Raw genomic sequence first — 16,640 nt, forward strand, 5'->3', positions numbered from 1 at the left:
GCAAAATAGAAAGAGGCCTTGATACTTGGTTCAAGACTTCTCATTTTTTCTTCAATTGTTGCTAGAAGTACTTACTTCTTTTTGCTTTTAGAGTTTTGGTTGCGTTGACGATTTTGTTGGATGCGCCACTCTCGCTCATAGTAGGCCATGGTTTCAAATACTCTACGAGGTAATCCAACATCCAGTAAATAGATTGGGATTTTCAAAACGTTAGAATGTTTTGAACTTGTAAATCTACTTCGAAGACGATACCAGAAAAAGTTGGATTTTAAAAGTTCCTTGTCATAAAACTGAACCTCAATTATATAAAAATCCCTTGCATTTCTACTACCCTTAATTTTCGTGAGAGCAAACTTTTCTACCTGTCCCCAGGAATAAAACTGCCAGTCTTTCTTTGGATATGGTTTATAGGAAAATCCTTGAGCCGTACATTTCAAATACTCTTTATCAGAAAAAAGCCGTCGCAAATGTTGATACAAAATGAAGCCAACGATGATGATTAAGAAACCAATAAAGAGAATTAAAGCCACCAATCCCGCAGGTGCTTCTTCGGGATAGCTCATCAAAAACGAAAAAATCCAAAGTAGAAGAGCCAATTCTAGTAGGTAAAGAATAAGGCTCAAGACGATTTTCTTACTACTCCATTTAATAATTGTTTCTTCCATTATACTAACTCACTTAAATATTCATAGCGTTCATATTTTTCCAGCAAGTCTTCATTTTTCTCGTCTAACTCTTTTTGAAGGGTAGCTAGTTTCCCAAAGTCAGAACCATTTGCTAGCATTTCTTCCTCTATAGAAGAGATGCGGTTTTCCAAGGCTTCAATGTCACCTTCAATACTTGCCCACTCCTGCTTTTCTTGGTAGGTCATCCGTTTCTTTTCTTCACGAACTTTGACGACTTTTTCCTTGTCAGCCTTTTGGATTTGAGTTACTGCTTCTGCTTCAAAGGCCTTTTCATCTAGATAATCTGTATAATGGCCAAAGAAAGGACGGATGGTTCCATCTTCAAAAGCAAGAATCTTAGTTGCAACCTTATCAAGGAAATAGCGGTCGTGACTAACTGTCAAGACTGGTCCTGCAAAACCTTGTAAGAAATTTTCTAGAACTGTTAAGGTCGCAATGTCTAGGTCATTTGTTGGTTCATCTAATAAAAGTACATTGGGTTTTTCAAGGAGTAATTTGAGGAGGTACAGACGTTTCTTCTCTCCACCTGACAGCTTCTCAATCAAGGTACCGTGCGTTGAACGAGGGAAAAGAAATTGTTCTAGTAATTCTGCAATAGATGTCGTAGTACCACCGCTAGTCTTAACCTCTTCTGCCACTTCCTGCAGGTAATTGATAACCCGCTTACTTTCATCTAAACCTTCGATTTGTTGAGAGAAATAAGCGATACGAACTGTTTCACCGATGATAACTTGTCCTTCAGTAGCTTCAAGTCTTTCTGCAATAAGGTTAAGAAGGGTTGACTTCCCAACACCATTATCCCCAACGATTCCGATACGGTCTTTGGCTTGAACCAAAAGGTTAAAATCTTGCAAAATCGGTTTGTCATCATAGGCAAAGGAAACATTCTTAAACTCGATGACCTTTTTACCGATACGGCTAGTTTCAAAATTCATGCTTAAGTCTGTCTCAATACTAGTATCTGAAACTTCCTTCTTCAAGTCATGGAAACGATTGATACGCGCCTGTTGCTTGGTTGCACGAGCTTGTGGTTGTCTTCTCATCCAGGCTAATTCTTGTTTATAGAGTTGTTCCTTTTTGTGAAGTAGAGCTGCATCGCGCTCATCCTGTTCCGCCTTGAGACGAACATAGTCTTGGTAATTCCCCTGATATTCTGTCAAACCAGCTCGATCCAACTCAAAGATTCGCGTAGAAAGAGCATCTAGGAAGTAACGGTCGTGGGTGATAAAGAGAACTGTCTTCTTGGAATTTTTCAAAAAGAGAGTCAGCCACTCAATGGTTGCAATATCTAAGTGGTTGGTAGGCTCATCCAAAAGCAAGAGATCATGGTTTCCAAGAAGGACTTGCGCCAACTGAACCCGTCTACGGAGACCTCCAGACAAAGCTCCAACAGGAGTTGATAAGTCTTGAATACCTAGTTTACTGAGAACCGTCTTGACTTGACTCTCAATTTCCCAAGCATGGAGGGAATCCATCTCAGCCATGACACGTTCCAAACGGGCCTGTTTGTCCTCACTATAGTTAAGCATGAGCAATTCATACTCACGAATTAGCTGGATTTCTTTTAAATCACTTGATAGGACAGTATCCAAGACAGTCTTGCTGTCATCAAAATCCGGATCCTGGGTCAAGTAGCCAATCTTGTAATCATTCTTTGCTGAAAATGGGCTAACATCACCATCAAAACCTGAAATTCCCGAAAGAACATCTAGAAGGGTAGTTTTCCCAGTTCCATTGACACCAATGAGTCCGATGCGATCCAAGTCATGGATGATAAAGGAAATATCCTTAAAGACTGTCTTATCTCCAACGGATTTACTTAGTTTTTCAACGATAAAGTCACTCATTTTCTCTCCCTTAGGTAGTCATGGATGGCTTGACGGTCATTTTCCAAATCTCCATCAACAATAGCATACTCAATTTCTTCTAAAACATCTCCCAAATCAGGTCCAGGTTTATATCCGTATTCTTTGATGAGAATACCACCATTGATTTGAATTTCTTTCTTATCATGAATGGTCAAACTCTCATAGGTTTCTGTGATTACTTCCGGATTATAGTCTTTACCTTGAGCTCTGCGGAGATTTTCAGCCTGTAGAATCAAGTCCAAATCGAATCGGTAACAATCACGCTTGCCGAGTTCCCCTTCTTCACGGAGAGCTAAAATAGCGAGCAAATCCTGTACCTGCTTGGCAAATTGACGTGATGTCTTCCAATGTTTTAAAAATTTTTGAGCATCTTCCACTTTTAAAACCCATAAAAGTGCTGCCCAGGCTTGTTCAGAAGTTTCAAAAGTGAAATGATCTTCTAAATCAAATAATGACTGGAGTTTATCCTGACTACTAGCCATATCTGGAAGATAATCATAAGCTTTACTTGCAATCATGGAAGACAGACCCACTCGCCAATGAGGGGCTAGTAGAAGTTTATCAAATTCAACAAAAGTACGCTCCACAGAAATTTTCTCTAAGAGTGGCGTTAAGGTCTTCATCGCTTCAAACGTTTCTTGCTCGAGTTCAAAACCAAGACTAGCTTGGAAGCGAAAACCACGCATGATGCGTAAAGCATCTTCATTAAAACGTTCACTAGCTACACCAACTGCTCGTAGGACTTGATTTTCTAAATCTTGTAAACCATTAAACAAATCGACAATCTTCCCTGTCTCATCTAAGGCAAAGGCATTAACTGTGAAATCACGACGCTTAAGATCCTCTTCTAGCGAACGAACAAAAGAGACTGAGCTTGGTCTCCGATAGTCTACATAAACATCCTCTGTTCGAAAAGTGGTTACTTCGTACTCTTCATCTCCATCTAAAACCAAAACGGTCCCATGCTCAATGCCGATATCAGCTGTGCGTGGAAAAATCTGCTTAGTCTCTTCAGGATAAGATGAAGTCGCGATATCCACATCATGGATGGGGCGATTGAGTAGGGCATCCCTAACAGAGCCACCCACAAAATAAGCCTCAAATCCTGTTTCTTTAATTTTTTCTAATACTGGTAAAGCCTTCTGAAATTCAGAAGGCATTTTTGTTAATTTCATAGTAAGTGTTCTAATCCATAGACAAGCTCATGACGCTTGACAACTTCTTTGATTCCCAAATTCACCCCTGTCATGAAGGAGCTACGATCATAGGAGTCATGACGCAGAGTCAATCCCTCTCCTTGATTGCCAAAAATGACCTCTTGATGAGCTACCAAACCTGGTAAACGAACCGAATGGATTCGCATACCATCAAAGTTAGCTCCACGTGCTCCCGCAATGAGTTCTTCCTCATCGCTAGCACCTTGTTGAATAGACTCACGAACTTGTGCCATCAACTCAGCTGTTTTGATAGCTGTCCCGCTCGGCGCATCTTTTTTCTTATCATGGTGAAGTTCAATAATCTCCACATTTGGGAAGTATTTAGCTGCCTGTGCTGCAAATTGCATCAGTAAGACAGCACCCAAGGCAAAGTTAGGAGCAATCAAGCCACCCAAGCCTTTGGAACGAGACAATTCTTTTAGTTCCTCAATCTCTTGACTAGTGAAACCGGTTGTTCCAATGACAGGTGCAAAGCTATTTTCAAGCGCAAAGCGTGTATTCTCATAGGCGACAGCTGGTGTAGTAAAGTCCACCCAAACATGGGCATCAAAGCCTGCTAAGTCATTTTTATCATTGAATACTGGAATTCCTTGCCATTCAGATGCAGACTCAAAAGGATCCAAAACAGCTACTAGTTCAAGTTCAGGATCAGACAAAACCATCTGACAAGCAGATTGACCCATTCTTCCCTTAAAACCAGCAATAATCACTCGAATACTCATCTTTACTCCTATCTAAGATACAAAGACTGTAAGAACACAAAGTGAAAATAGGAGTTCTGATCAAGGAGTTTCTTCTCCTTGGAAGAACTATCTTTTTCACATAGGGTTCCAGGCGTGTTCAATTCTAAGATACAAAGGACGTTAGCTGCCCATGAAAAATAGGGAATGGCGCTGACTTTCCATGAAAGGCAAGACAGGCATCTTTTTTCAAGAGGCAGATAGTCCGTGTTCAATTTCTAAGATACAAAGCCTGTAAGAACAATCTAGACGATTGGTGTATAACCTAAAGCAATACTTCCTTCTCCCAGGTGAGTCCCAATAACACTACCGAAGGTTGCAATTGAAATGTCTGTAGCCACTCCGCCGTCTAACAAAAGCTGACGCAAGTCTGCTGCTTTTTGAGGAGCATTCCCGTGAATGACAGTAATCTGATAATTTCCATTACTTGTTACTTCTTTGACAATTTCAACCAAACGTTTTGTTGCTTTCTTCTCTGTACGAACCTTCTCATAAACTTCGATAACACCTTGGTCATTGAAATATAGAATTGGTTTAATACTAAGAAGGTTTCCTAAAATGGCTGCGCCATTTGATAAACGACCACCTTTAACCAGATGATCAAGATCATCTACCATGATAAAGGCAGAAGTATTTTCAATCTGTTCTGTTAACTTATCTAGTATAGACTGGAAATCATCTCCCTGCTCAGACCATTGAAACACACTTTCCACCATGAAGCCTAGTGGTGCACTTGTAATTCGAGTATCAGGAAAAGCAATGGTTAGATTTTCGAACTCATCCGTCATATACTGGATATTCTGGTGAAATCCTGAGATTCCAGAAGAAAGGAAGAGTCCCAAAACATGAGTATAGCCTTTTTCTTTTAATGATGATAAAATTTCATCCAACTTTGCAATACTTGGTTGACTTGTTTTAGGTAGTTCAGATGAACGAGCCATTTTTTCATAAAATTCTTGAGCGGTTAGATTTACACCTTCAACATACTCTTCCCCATCAATATTGACAGGGATATCCAAGATAAATAGATTCTCTCTTTGCAGCGTCTTCTCCTCTAAATAGGCTGAAGAATCTGTAATGACAGCTAATTTCATGACTAAAACTCCAAATTGATCCCTGGTAAGTCTAGTGCAATTTCTGTTACTTCATAAGTCAAACGGTTTAGCATATCCAAAGAAGGACGAGCAAGCGTCTCAACTTCTTCTTGACTAAAATCACTTGGTTGATCTACGATACGACCTTCAACGTGGTTCACTTGAGAAATAGTCCCACTGATAACAAATTTATCAAAAACAATCATAAAGCTCAAAACAACTACGAGAGAAGTCACCTGATTTTCTTGGTCATGTTGAAGTAGTTGGAAGTTCACATCAACCTTTGTTTCAGGAATTCCATTCTCATTTTCCCATTCAAAGTTACGAGCATCAAAGTGATACTGACTTACAAATTCTTGTTCACGTTTTAAATTCATCATATTCTCCATGGTTACAATTTACTTTGACATTGTAACATATTTTCTTATTTTCTGCTAACTTTCCTAAATTCCGATTTCTGCTTTCACAACTTCAGCAATGGTATCCACATAGTAATCTACTTCTTCAGTTGTTGGTGCTTCAGCCATGACACGCAAGAGTGGCTCAGTTCCACTTGGGCGAACGAGAATACGTCCGTTACCTGCCATCTCTTCTTCCATCTTATCGATAATAGCCTTGATAGCTGGTACTTCCATGGCTTTGTCTTTCATGGTGTTTTCCACACGGATATTAACTAATTTTTGTGGGTAAATTGTTACTTCTGAAGCCAATTGAGATAAGCTCTTACCTGTTTCTTGCATAATCTTAGTCAATTGAACTGCTGAAAGTTGACCATCACCAGTTGTATTGTAGTCCATCAAGATAACGTGACCTGACTGTTCTCCACCGAGATTGTAGCCTGATTTTCTCATTTCTTCAACTACATAGCGGTCTCCAACAGCAGTGACAGCTTTATTAATGCCTTCACGATCCAAGGCTTTATGGAAACCAAGGTTGGACATAACTGTTGTTACAATTGTATTTTGTGCCAATTGACCTTTTTCAGAAAGGTATTTACCGATGATATACATGATCTTATCACCGTCGACAATCTCACCGTTTTCATCTACTGCAATCAAACGATCGCTGTCCCCATCAAAGGCTAAACCAATGGCAGATTGATTTTCTTTTACAAGTTCTTGCAAGGCTTCTGGATGAGTCGAACCAACATTCAAGTTAATGTTCAAACCATCTGGAGTTTCTCCAATGACAGTGATTTGAGCACCCAAATCTGCAAAAATTTGACGAGCACTTGTAGAAGCTGCTCCATTTGCAGTATCCAAGGCTACCTTCATTCCTTCAAGACCTGTTCCAGTTGAAACCAGGTAGGCTTCATACTTGCGTAATCCTTCTGGGTAATCAACAACAGTACCTAATCCTTCAGCACTTGGACGTGGGAGAGTATCCTCACTGGCGTCAAGCAAGGCTTCGATTTCGGCTTCTTTTTCATCGTCTAGCTTAAAGCCATCACCACCAAAGAATTTAATCCCGTTATCAAGGGCTGGGTTGTGGCTAGCTGAAATCATGACACCTGCGCTCGCTCCTTCAGTTTTCACCAAATATGCTACTGCAGGCGTAGCAAGTACACCAAGTTTATAAACGTGAATTCCCACAGAAAGAAGACCAGCAATCAAGGCTGCTTCTAACATTTCCCCTGAAATACGAGTATCACGTCCTACAAAAACCTTAGGCGCTTCTGTCTCATGTTGACTGAGAACATACCCTCCAAAACGGCCAAGTTTAAAAGCCAATTCTGGTGTTAATTCTACGTTTGCTTCTCCACGGACTCCATCCGTTCCAAAATATTTACCCATTTTTATAATCCTTTTCTAGTTTAATGTTAATTTTGCTTTGAAGTATCTGGCTTCGTTTCTGCTGCTGTCGTTGATGAGTTTTCAGCAGTTGAAGCATTACTTGTAGTCGTACTACTTGTTGTTCTGACAGTTTTAGTTGAGACTTTTATAGTAGTCTCAGAAGGTGTGATAACGGTTGGTAAGACTGATCCATTTTTATCAACTGCTTGTAGCGGAACTGAACCAGAGTAATTTCCTGTAATCTGTTCACTCGTTGGTAAAACAGCAACAATGCGATCAATCTTAGATAAAGTATCTGCATCGCTGGTTACTGAAACCTTTTCATCAGAAACAGTCACACGTTCGATTATAATCCGCTCATCAATTTGACTGGAATCGATTTGAGGTACAACTGGTACGTTATCCCTAGTAACCTTCTTACCAATTTTGACTGTAATCTTCTGTGGTGTTGCGACAGCTGTTAAACCACTTGGAAGGTTTTCAATGGTTAAAGGAACTTCGATTGTTCCTTCTGTAGCTTGCGATAAATCAGCAGTAACTTTGAATTTACGTGTGCTCTCCTGCATTTCACTGGCCAAGGTTACCCGATTTGAACCCGTTAGAAACACTGTCACTTCTGAACTAAAGCCACTGATGAAATATTGATCACTATCATAATGGATATCAATCGGTACATTGACTACCGTGTTGGTATAAGTTTCTGTTTTAGTAGATCTTGCGCTAGAATTGTTTTGATAATTAATCGATGTCGCATAGACAAATAGGACACATGCGAACAGGAGCGAGGAGATGATATAAAGGCTATTTTTTTTCATTATTCCACCCTCCAAAAATGCGTTCTCTTAAAGTTAATTCCTGTGTTTCCTCAGGTATCAAGATGCGGCGTAGTTCTTCCTCGAATTCTTCCAAACTTAAATCATGTTTGAAGACACCATTGTAGGTAATCGAAATTCCACCAGTTTCCTCTGATACTACAAAAGTGAGAGCATCTGAAACTTCGGATAAACCAATGGCTGCACGGTGACGTGTCCCGAACTCTTTGGAAATACCTGTGTTTTCTGTTAGTGGTAAATAGGCAGAAGTTACTGCAATCCGATCTCCACTGATAATAACTGCACCGTCATGAAGGGGAGTATTAGGGATGAAGATATTAATTAATAGTTCAGCAGAAATCTTAGCGTCCAAAGGAATTCCTGTCACGATATACTCCTGCAAGGTTCTCACACGTTGAACAGCTACCAAGGCTCCAATTTTACGAGGACTCATGTACTCAACTGCTTTGACAAAAGCCTGAATCATCTGTTCTTCTGAACTCATCGGAGTAGAAGAGAAGAAATCCGTAGCCCGACCCAAGCGTTCCAAGCCTGTCCGAATTTCTGGAGAAAAGATGACAACCGCTGCAATAACTCCATAGGTAATCAATTGGTTAATCAACCAGGAAATAGTTGTCAGGCCTAAAAAGTTAGCTGCTATCTGAGCTAAGATAAAGACTAAAACACCTCGAACCAGAATCATAATCTTGGTTCCTGCAATTGATTTTGTAAATTGATATAAGATATAAGCAACGATTAGAATATCAATCAAATTTATCACAATACTCCAAGGACTGGAGAATAAACTAGACCAGTATTGGAGATTAGATAATTGCTGAAAATTCATCCTAGGACTCCTCTCCATAAAAAAAGCTTCTCTTCATTATACCATTTTCTATGAAAATTTTCTCCCCCTACTTGATTTTAAATTGGTAGAAAATATGATAGAATAAAAAGACAGAAATGAATTAAGGAGAAGCCATGTCTAAACTATATGATATCACCATTATAGGTGGTGGACCTGTTGGTCTTTTCGCAGCCTTTTATGCTCACCTTCGTCAAGCTAAAGTACAAATCATCGATTCTCTCCCTCAGCTAGGTGGTCAACCTGCTATCCTTTATCCTGAAAAACAAATTCTCGATGTACCAGGTTTCCCAAACCTTACAGGGGAAGAATTGACTAACCGTCTCTTGGAACAACTTGAAGGATTCGAGACACCTGTTCACCTCAACGAAACTGTTCTTGAGATTAAAAAAGAAGATGGTATCTTTACTATCACAACCACTAAAGGAAGTCACACTAGCAAAGCTGTTATTATTGCTATGGGTGGTGGCGCCTTTAAACCTCGTCCACTTGAATTAGAAGGTGTAGAAGGTTATGAAAATATCCACTATCACGTTTCTAACATTCAACAATATGCTGGTCAGAAAGTAACTATTCTGGGTGGTGGAGATTCTGCTGTGGACTGGGCTTTAGCTTTTGAAAAGATTGCTCCTACTACACTTGTTCACCGTCGAGATAACTTCCGTGCTCTCGAACATAGTGTACAAGCTTTACAAGAATCATCTGTAAGTATCAAAACACCATTTGTGCCAAGTCAACTCCTTGGAGATGGAAAAACTTTAGATAAGCTTGAAATTACAAAAGTTAAATCCGATGAGACTGAATCCATTGAATTGGACCACCTCTTTGTCAACTATGGTTTCAAATCTTCTGTCGGAAACCTTAAAAATTGGGGATTAGAACTGAATCGCCATAAGATTATCGTCAACAGTAAACAAGAGTCAAGTCAGGCAGGAATTTATGCTATTGGAGACTGCTGCTACTACGAAGGTAAGATTGACTTGATTGCGACAGGTCTTGGTGAAGCACCAACTGCAGTTAACAATGCCATTAACTACATTGACCCAGAGCAAAAAGTACAACCAAAACACTCTACTAGTCTATAAGAAAAAACCACGAATCCTTTGATTCGTGGTTTTAAATTTCATCTGCAATTTTGTTGATCTTTCGCAATCTATGATTGACACCACTTTTGGTGAGTGGATTTGTCAAACTGTCTGCCAATTGTTGAATAGAATAGTCTGGATGCTGGATACGCAGATGTGCTACTTCCTGCAAATCGACTGGTAGACTATCTAGACCAATGGTATCCATGATTTTACTGATATTGTTAATAGTTTTCATGCTTGCAGAAACCGTACGTGCAATATTAGCTGTCTCTGCATTATTAGCTCGATTGAGATCATTTCGAGTTTCCCGGAGAATCTTGACCCCTTCAAAAGTATCACGCGCCTGCATGGCTCCCACTAAAATCAGGAAATCCATTATATCTTCGGCTCTTTGGAGATAGGTTACTGCTCCCTTTTTTCGTTCGATAACCTTGGCATCTAATAAGAACTGCTGCAAAAGCGAGGCAATCCCTTGCGCATGGTCCACATAGACGGAACTAATTTCTAACTGATACTTTCCTGACTCAGGATCCCGAATACTCCCATTTGCCAAAAAGGCTCCACAAAGGTAAGCACGTCCAGCATCCTCATCTCCTAAAATATCTGGATCGATCCCAGTCTCTAGACCAAAGAAAGAATCAGCCAAACGCAAATCTGCCAGTAATTCTTGGACTCGCTCATCCGTAAACACAGTATAAACACGATTTTTCCGAAGATTACTTCTTTGATGATGACGAATCTCCGACTTGATGCCATAAAAGTGCAGGAAAGATTCATAGAGGTGACGAGCTAACTTAGCGTTTTCTGTAATGACGGATAATGTCAAACCAGAGCTAGATAAACCTACACTACCAGACATCTTGATAATTGCTGATAACTCATAGCGACTCAGATGGTGCTGACCTAGGATTTCTTCTTTTACTGCTACTGTGAAACTCATTTTCTCACCTGTATAATTCGCATCAACTCGTCCACGATTAGATCTCCATCATGGAAGGCTCCACCATTTTCCAAACGTAGGAAGTTTGATGAAATGACACGAGGTACTTGTTTGCGCAAACCTTCAAAATCATGCTCAACCTGCACCAAATATTCATCAAAACGGTTGGTATCCATATAATCTCTCGGAACCTTTTCAATATTAACAAGAACGGTATCGATAAATGGACGACCCAAATGACGATGTAAGACTTCTACGTGATCACTATCTGAGAAATGTTCTGTCTCTCCACGCTGGGTCATGATATTGCAGACATAGGCAATTTCAGCCTTGGTCTCAAGAAGTGCTTGTCCAATCTCCTCAATGACAATATTTGGCAAAATCGATGTAAAGAGCGAACCTGGGCCCAAAACAATCATATCACTCTCGAGAATGGTATTGACGACTCTGCGACTTGCCTGTGGTTTTTCATCATCCAAAGTATTGGTCACATAGACATGGTCAATCATACCTGGATGGTCTGCAATATGACTTTCCCCAGCTACTTCTGTTCCATCTTTAAAGACAGCATGGAGTGTTAAAGGATAGTCACTTGAAGGATAAATTTTACCTGTCGTGTGGAAAAATTTACTCAGCAATTGCATGGCGTTATAGGTCGAGCCCTGCATTTCAGAAAGACCGGCAATAATAATGTTTCCTAGGGGATGACCTGCAAATGAACCAGCATCCTCAGAAAAACGGTATTGAAAGACCTTTTCATAGAATTTTGGCATATCTGACATAGCCACAAGAACATTGCGAAGATCCCCAGGAGGAGTCAATTGCTGAATGTTCTTACGAAGCTCTCCTGAAGAACCTCCATCATCAGCAACGGTTACAATTGCTGCAATTTCGACATCCTTTTCCCGTAAACTCTTTAAAATAACAGGGATACCGGTTCCACCACCAATCACCGTAATTTTTGGTTTTCTCATGAACGGTTTACCGTTTCCTTTCTTCGGTCTTTATCACGATGGCTTTCATTTACAGGCCAATTTTTAGCCAAATCATTGGCTAATCGTTTGGCAAAGGCAACGCTTCGATGCTGTCCCCCAGTACAACCAACTGCAATGGTTAAAACTGATTTACCTTCTTTCTTGTAACCTGGCAGAATTGGTTCAATCAAGGCTAACAAATGACGGTAGAAATCTTCAGATTCTTCATGATTCATCACATAGTCATAAACCGCCTGATCCTCACCCGTCTGATTACGGAGTTCAGGAAGGTAGTAAGGATTTGGCAAGAAGCGAACATCAAATACCAAATCGGCATCAATTGGAATTCCGTATTTAAACCCAAAAGACATCACCTCGATTCGGAAAGACTGCGTTTGTTCTTGGTCTGAAAACTGTTCTGCAATGGTCTTTCGAAGTTCACGTGGAGTTAACTCTGTCGTGTCTACCACGTTTTGACTCATATTTTTCAAAGGCGCCAAGAGTTCGCGTTCCAACTTGATTCCATCCAAGATACGACCATCTGCTGCTAGTGGGTGACTTCTTCTTGTTTCCTTATAACGTGCCACTAATTCCTTATCAGCCGCATCCAAAAAGAGGATTTTAAAGTCTAAATCATCTTGATTTTCCAACTCATCCAAGACAGCCTGAATCTCTGAAAAGAAAGAACGACTACGCATATCAACCACTAGGGCTAACTTGTGGTCATCATCCTTGGTCTCGACCAACTGCAAAAACTTTGGCAAGAGAGCAGGCGGCATATTATCAATGGTAAAATATCCTAAATCTTCAAAGGATTGAATGGCTACAGTTTTCCCTGCACCACTCATCCCTGTCACAATCACCAGGTGAAGTTGTTTCTTTGTCATCATAGTCTCCTTATATCAAAAGAAGTTTGGAAGAACCAAACTTCTACTAGCTTATCCAATCTCTGCGATGACTTCAATTTCGACTTTTACATCGCGAGGTAGACGAGCTACTTCCACAGCTGAACGAGCTGGAAATTCCTTGTTAAAGGCTGTTTGGTATACCTCGTTAAAAGGTACAAAGTCGTTCATATCACTCAAGAAACAAGTTGTTTTAACAACATGGTCAAAATCTGTTCCTGCTTCTGCTAGAATAGCTCCAATATTTTTCAAGACTTGTTCTGTCTGTTCTTGGATTGTTTCTCCTACGATTTCTCCAGTTTCAGGAGATAGAGGTACTTGACCGCTAGCGAACAAAAGATTGCCAACGATTTTTCCTTGAACGTAAGGTCCGATTGCTTTTGGAGCTTTATCTGTATGAATTGTTTTTGCCATATGTATTCCTCATAATTTTTCTAAAATAGCATCCCAAGCTTGGTCCATTCCTGCTTTTGTCACTGAAGAAAAGAGGATGAAATCATCACTTGGATCAAAGTTTAATTTCTTTTTAATAGCTGATTCGTGCTTGTTCCATTTCCCACGCGGAATTTTGTCTGCCTTAGTCGCCACGATGATGACAGGAATCTCATAATACTTAAGAAATTCGTACATCTGCACATCATCTGCTGTCGGGTCATGACGAAGGTCAACGAGACTAACAACTGCCCGAAGATTTTCTCGAGTAGTCAAGTACTCCTCAATCATACGACCCCATTTTTCACGTTCCTTTTTGGAAACACGGGCGTATCCATAGCCGGGTACATCCACAAAACGCATCTTGTCATCAATATTAAAGAAATTGAGTAGTTGTGTTTTTCCTGGTTTTCCAGAGGTACGAGCTAGATTCTTACGATTAAGCATGGTGTTGATAAAGCTCGATTTCCCCACATTTGAGCGACCTGCAAGAGCAATCTCAGGAAGTTCATCTTGCGGATAGTGGGACTTGTTAGCTGCACTCAGCAAAATCTCAGCATTGTGTGTATTGATTTCCATAGTCACCTCTAGGCTGTCTCTAGGATTGGTTTAGCTGTTCCGTCAACTGCTTCTTTTGTGATACGAACAGTTTTCAAATTTTCTTGACTTGGAACCTCAAACATAACGTCTAGCATGGTTTCTTCGATGATTGAGCGAAGACCACGCGCACCAGTTTTACGTTCGATGGCTTTATTAGCGATTTCCTGAAGAGCTTCGTCGTCAAATTCAAGCTCAACATCATCATAAGAAAGCAAGGTCTGGTATTGTTTAACCAAGGCATTTCTTGGCTCTTTCAAAATGCGAACCAAGTCATCCACAGTCAACTGCTCCAAGGCTGCAAAGACAGGCAAGCGTCCAATTAATTCAGGAATAATACCGAATTTTTGAATATCCTCTGCGATGATTTCTTGCATGTATGAGCTGTTTTCGTCAATGGCCTTGTTGTTTTGTCCAAAACCAATCACTTTTTCACCCAGACGCTGTTTGACAATCTCTTCGATGCCATCGAAGGCACCACCCACAATAAAGAGGATGTTTTTTGTATCCACTTGAATCATTTCTTGTTGTGGATGTTTACGTCCACCTTGAGGTGGCACGCTAGCTACAGTTCCTTCGATAATCTTGAGGAGTGCTTGTTGAACACCTTCACCAGAAACATCACGTGTGATAGACACGTTCTCGCTCTTCTTAGCAATCTTGTCAATCTCATCTACATAGATAATTCCACGTTCTGCACGTTCGATGTTGAAGTCAGCAGCTTGCAAGAGTTTGAGGAGGATATTTTCCACGTCCTCACCTACATAACCAGCCTCAGTAAGAGCTGTTGCATCTGCAATGGCAAAAGGTACATTCAAACTTCTAGCAAGTGTTTGAGCAAGGAAAGTCTTCCCTGAACCAGTTGGGCCAATCATCAAAATGTTTGATTTTTGCAAATCAACATCTTCAGTCTCTTCACGAGTGTCATGGAAATTGATGCGTTTGTAGTGGTTATATACAGCCACTGCCAAAGCACGTTTGGCACGATCTTGACCGATCACATAGTGGTTCAAAATATTTAGGAGTTCGATTGGTTTTGGTACCTCAGACAAGTCCGCCAAAACTTCCTCAGCCAACTCCTCACGAATAATTTCCTGAGCCAACTCCACACATTCATTACAGATAAAGGCATTGTTCCCAGCAATTATTTTTTTAACTTCTTCTTGGCTTTTGCCACAAAATGAGCAATAAACCATCATATCATTTTTCCTATTTGTAGACATGATTCCCTTCCGTTCTAACTATTCATTCTATCTAAAATAAGGTCATATAAAAAGCATGAATGCTATTCACCAAGTTTGTGAAAGCATTTAGCCATAGCAGAGTAGCAAGTCCAAAGCGCTTTTTACGAAAAGCGTGTGTTCCAGCTACAAGACAGACAGCACACAAAAGAGCTGTAAAAAATCCAAAAATACTGCGCTCCATTAGACTTCCTTTCTCTTTCTATATTCGATGGTAAAATCATAGACATTTTTCTCATCTTTGGAATAAGATTTGCTTGCAACAGTCTCAAAAGCAGTCAAGTCAAAATCTGCTGGGAAATAGGTATCCCCTTCAACTTGAGCATGAATTTGTGTCACAATAATCTCATCGAGATAAGGTTCAAAAAGCTGAAAAATCTGCTTGCCACCAATGATATAGAGATTCTTAGCTTGATGATGATACCAGTCTAAAACATCCTCAACATTTTGGAAAACCAGTGCTCCTTCAATTGACTCTTCGGGATTGCGCGTCAAAATCAAGGTTTCACGTCCTGGAAGCAATCGTCGACCCATCCCATCAAAGGTTACACGACCCATTAAAATGGCATGATTCAAGGTTGTTTCTTTAAAATGTTTTAACTCTGCTGGCAAATGCCAAGGCAAGCGATCCTCTTTCCCAATCACACCCTTTTCATCTTGAGCCCAAATGGCTACGATTTTCTTTGTCATGCTTTCATCCTTTTCATTGATAGTTCTATTTTATCAAAAATCTTCAAAAAAGACTGTTTTGGAATGCCCTCCTGAATAGAAAAAATCCGTAGAAAACTTCTACGGATTTTTAGAAAAGTACAGTATCTTACAAACCAGGTGCTTGTCCTAATTCTGCTGCAAGCATCCAGACTGTTTTTTCAAGGTCAGCTTTAGCACCAACGAAGATATCATTGGTTACATCATCACCTTCTTCATCTGTTACATCCAAAGCTTTTTGGAAAAGAGTGATGAGGTAACGATAAATTTCAAGGACACGTTCCAAACTTTCTTCTACGTTGCGGAATTCTCCAACTCCTTCTTCGATTTCACTGTGTTGAAGGAATTCTGTCAAAGTAGAGTATGGTTTGCCACCAAGTGTAATCAAGCGTTCGCTGATTTCATCAAGGTAAGCATCTAGACTATCCATGTATTCATCCATCTTAGGATGCCATACCATGAATCCACGTCCACGCATGTACCAGTGTACTTGATGAAGAGCGATATGTGCTACGTACAAGTCAGCTACGGCTTGATTCAAAACTTCCTTTGTATTTACTAGCGCTTCAGCCGCTGGTTTAGTTAATGTTGCTACATCTTTTACTGCTTCTTTTTTCAATTCTACCATTTTTCTCACCTCATTATTATTTTTTGTAACCATCTTTATTGATTACTACCTC

The 16,640-nt window shown here is 40.1% G+C and carries 18 protein-coding genes; 1 reads left to right on the plus strand and 17 read right to left on the minus strand.

Annotated features, from left to right (window positions below; translation table 11 throughout):
• Nucleotides 1–71: 71 nt before the first annotated feature.
• The 9 genes from HMPREF1481_RS06265 to cdaA form a co-directional block, all read right to left on the minus strand.
• The gene (locus HMPREF1481_RS06265) at nucleotides 72–665 is read right to left on the minus strand and encodes a hypothetical protein (RefSeq protein ID WP_016466653.1); all 594 of its coding nucleotides are present in this window, start codon (nucleotides 663–665) and stop codon (nucleotides 72–74) included.
• The gene (locus HMPREF1481_RS06270; protein WP_016466654.1) at nucleotides 665–2,533 is read right to left on the minus strand and encodes an ABC-F family ATP-binding cassette domain-containing protein; all 1,869 of its coding nucleotides are present in this window, start codon (nucleotides 2,531–2,533) and stop codon (nucleotides 665–667) included. Before HMPREF1481_RS06270 ends, HMPREF1481_RS06265 begins: the two co-directional genes overlap by 1 nt.
• Nucleotides 2,530–3,729: a CCA tRNA nucleotidyltransferase gene (locus HMPREF1481_RS06275; protein ID WP_016466655.1), complete on the minus strand. Its 1,200-nt coding sequence runs from the start codon at nucleotides 3,727–3,729 to the stop codon at nucleotides 2,530–2,532. Before HMPREF1481_RS06275 ends, HMPREF1481_RS06270 begins: the two co-directional genes overlap by 4 nt.
• The gene (gene dapB / locus HMPREF1481_RS06280) at nucleotides 3,726–4,493 is read right to left on the minus strand and encodes a 4-hydroxy-tetrahydrodipicolinate reductase (RefSeq protein WP_016466656.1); all 768 of its coding nucleotides are present in this window, start codon (nucleotides 4,491–4,493) and stop codon (nucleotides 3,726–3,728) included. The genes HMPREF1481_RS06275 and dapB overlap by 4 nt, the downstream gene beginning before the upstream one ends.
• 263 nt (nucleotides 4,494–4,756) lie before the next feature.
• A complete protein-coding gene (locus HMPREF1481_RS06285) occupies nucleotides 4,757–5,605 on the minus strand; it encodes a DegV family protein (RefSeq protein ID WP_016466657.1) in 849 nt (282 codons plus the stop codon).
• A 2-nt stretch (nucleotides 5,606–5,607) separates the two neighbouring features.
• Complete coding sequence (locus tag HMPREF1481_RS06290) at nucleotides 5,608–5,982, minus strand: DUF1149 family protein (protein ID WP_004252208.1); 375 nt, start codon at nucleotides 5,980–5,982, stop codon at nucleotides 5,608–5,610.
• Between the two features lie 66 nt (nucleotides 5,983–6,048).
• Nucleotides 6,049–7,398, minus strand: a complete 1,350-nt coding sequence (gene glmM, locus HMPREF1481_RS06295) for a phosphoglucosamine mutase (protein ID WP_016466658.1) — start codon at nucleotides 7,396–7,398, stop codon at nucleotides 6,049–6,051.
• Between the two features lie 26 nt (nucleotides 7,399–7,424).
• Nucleotides 7,425–8,213, minus strand: coding sequence for a CdaR family protein (locus tag HMPREF1481_RS06300; protein ID WP_016466659.1), 789 nt, complete (start codon nucleotides 8,211–8,213; stop codon nucleotides 7,425–7,427).
• Nucleotides 8,200–9,057: a diadenylate cyclase CdaA gene (cdaA, locus tag HMPREF1481_RS06305; protein ID WP_016466660.1), complete on the minus strand. Its 858-nt coding sequence runs from the start codon at nucleotides 9,055–9,057 to the stop codon at nucleotides 8,200–8,202. The genes HMPREF1481_RS06300 and cdaA overlap by 14 nt, the downstream gene beginning before the upstream one ends.
• A gap of 134 nt (nucleotides 9,058–9,191) precedes the next feature.
• Here cdaA and HMPREF1481_RS06310 point away from each other — a divergent pair, with 134 nt between their 5' ends.
• Entirely contained in the window at nucleotides 9,192–10,160 is a 969-nt protein-coding gene (locus HMPREF1481_RS06310; protein ID WP_016466661.1) for an NAD(P)/FAD-dependent oxidoreductase, read from the plus strand.
• Nucleotides 10,161–10,191: 31 nt separating this feature from the next.
• On the opposite strand, the gene whiA is transcribed toward HMPREF1481_RS06310, so the two are convergent.
• From whiA to HMPREF1481_RS06355, 8 genes are all read right to left on the minus strand, one after another.
• Complete coding sequence (gene whiA / locus HMPREF1481_RS06315; RefSeq protein ID WP_016466662.1) at nucleotides 10,192–11,103, minus strand: DNA-binding protein WhiA; 912 nt, start codon at nucleotides 11,101–11,103, stop codon at nucleotides 10,192–10,194.
• Nucleotides 11,100–12,077: a YvcK family protein gene (locus tag HMPREF1481_RS06320; RefSeq protein ID WP_016466663.1), complete on the minus strand. Its 978-nt coding sequence runs from the start codon at nucleotides 12,075–12,077 to the stop codon at nucleotides 11,100–11,102. The genes whiA and HMPREF1481_RS06320 overlap by 4 nt, the downstream gene beginning before the upstream one ends.
• Nucleotides 12,074–12,964, minus strand: a complete 891-nt coding sequence (rapZ, locus tag HMPREF1481_RS06325) for an RNase adapter RapZ (RefSeq protein WP_016466664.1) — start codon at nucleotides 12,962–12,964, stop codon at nucleotides 12,074–12,076. Before rapZ ends, HMPREF1481_RS06320 begins: the two co-directional genes overlap by 4 nt.
• A gap of 51 nt (nucleotides 12,965–13,015) precedes the next feature.
• Complete coding sequence (locus HMPREF1481_RS06330) at nucleotides 13,016–13,396, minus strand: RidA family protein (protein ID WP_001140424.1); 381 nt, start codon at nucleotides 13,394–13,396, stop codon at nucleotides 13,016–13,018.
• 9 nt (nucleotides 13,397–13,405) lie between these two features.
• On the minus strand, nucleotides 13,406–13,993 hold the full coding sequence (gene yihA / locus HMPREF1481_RS06335; RefSeq protein ID WP_006148034.1) for a ribosome biogenesis GTP-binding protein YihA/YsxC: 588 nt from the start codon (nucleotides 13,991–13,993) through the stop codon (nucleotides 13,406–13,408).
• An 8-nt stretch (nucleotides 13,994–14,001) separates the two neighbouring features.
• The gene (gene clpX, locus HMPREF1481_RS06340) at nucleotides 14,002–15,234 is read right to left on the minus strand and encodes an ATP-dependent Clp protease ATP-binding subunit ClpX (RefSeq protein WP_025173284.1); all 1,233 of its coding nucleotides are present in this window, start codon (nucleotides 15,232–15,234) and stop codon (nucleotides 14,002–14,004) included.
• A gap of 201 nt (nucleotides 15,235–15,435) precedes the next feature.
• Nucleotides 15,436–15,942: a dihydrofolate reductase gene (locus tag HMPREF1481_RS06350; protein ID WP_016466666.1), complete on the minus strand. Its 507-nt coding sequence runs from the start codon at nucleotides 15,940–15,942 to the stop codon at nucleotides 15,436–15,438.
• A gap of 127 nt (nucleotides 15,943–16,069) precedes the next feature.
• Nucleotides 16,070–16,588, minus strand: coding sequence for a Dps family protein (locus tag HMPREF1481_RS06355; protein ID WP_016466667.1), 519 nt, complete (start codon nucleotides 16,586–16,588; stop codon nucleotides 16,070–16,072).
• Nucleotides 16,589–16,640: the final 52 nt, after the last annotated feature.

It is taken from the genome of Streptococcus sp. HPH0090 (assembly GCF_000411475.1).
Lineage (GTDB): Bacteria > Bacillota > Bacilli > Lactobacillales > Streptococcaceae > Streptococcus.

Coding starts and splice junctions, on each gene's coding strand:
- HMPREF1481_RS06265 (WP_016466653.1), bottom strand. CDS start 665: ATGGAAGAAACAATTATTAAATGGAGTAGTAAGAAAATCGTCTTGAGC.
- HMPREF1481_RS06270 (WP_016466654.1), bottom strand. CDS start 2,533: ATGAGTGACTTTATCGTTGAAAAACTAAGTAAATCCGTTGGAGATAAG.
- HMPREF1481_RS06275 (WP_016466655.1), bottom strand. CDS start 3,729: ATGAAATTAACAAAAATGCCTTCTGAATTTCAGAAGGCTTTACCAGTA.
- dapB (WP_016466656.1), bottom strand. CDS start 4,493: ATGAGTATTCGAGTGATTATTGCTGGTTTTAAGGGAAGAATGGGTCAA.
- HMPREF1481_RS06285 (WP_016466657.1), bottom strand. CDS start 5,605: ATGAAATTAGCTGTCATTACAGATTCTTCAGCCTATTTAGAGGAGAAG.
- HMPREF1481_RS06290 (WP_004252208.1), bottom strand. CDS start 5,982: ATGAATTTAAAACGTGAACAAGAATTTGTAAGTCAGTATCACTTTGAT.
- glmM (WP_016466658.1), bottom strand. CDS start 7,398: ATGGGTAAATATTTTGGAACGGATGGAGTCCGTGGAGAAGCAAACGTA.
- HMPREF1481_RS06300 (WP_016466659.1), bottom strand. CDS start 8,213: ATGAAAAAAAATAGCCTTTATATCATCTCCTCGCTCCTGTTCGCATGT.
- cdaA (WP_016466660.1), bottom strand. CDS start 9,057: ATGAATTTTCAGCAATTATCTAATCTCCAATACTGGTCTAGTTTATTC.
- HMPREF1481_RS06310 (WP_016466661.1), top strand. CDS start 9,192: ATGTCTAAACTATATGATATCACCATTATAGGTGGTGGACCTGTTGGT.
- whiA (WP_016466662.1), bottom strand. CDS start 11,103: ATGAGTTTCACAGTAGCAGTAAAAGAAGAAATCCTAGGTCAGCACCAT.
- HMPREF1481_RS06320 (WP_016466663.1), bottom strand. CDS start 12,077: ATGAGAAAACCAAAAATTACGGTGATTGGTGGTGGAACCGGTATCCCT.
- rapZ (WP_016466664.1), bottom strand. CDS start 12,964: ATGACAAAGAAACAACTTCACCTGGTGATTGTGACAGGGATGAGTGGT.
- HMPREF1481_RS06330 (WP_001140424.1), bottom strand. CDS start 13,396: ATGGCAAAAACAATTCATACAGATAAAGCTCCAAAAGCAATCGGACCT.
- yihA (WP_006148034.1), bottom strand. CDS start 13,993: ATGGAAATCAATACACACAATGCTGAGATTTTGCTGAGTGCAGCTAAC.
- clpX (WP_025173284.1), bottom strand. CDS start 15,234: ATGTCTACAAATAGGAAAAATGATATGATGGTTTATTGCTCATTTTGT.
- HMPREF1481_RS06350 (WP_016466666.1), bottom strand. CDS start 15,942: ATGACAAAGAAAATCGTAGCCATTTGGGCTCAAGATGAAAAGGGTGTG.
- HMPREF1481_RS06355 (WP_016466667.1), bottom strand. CDS start 16,588: ATGGTAGAATTGAAAAAAGAAGCAGTAAAAGATGTAGCAACATTAACT.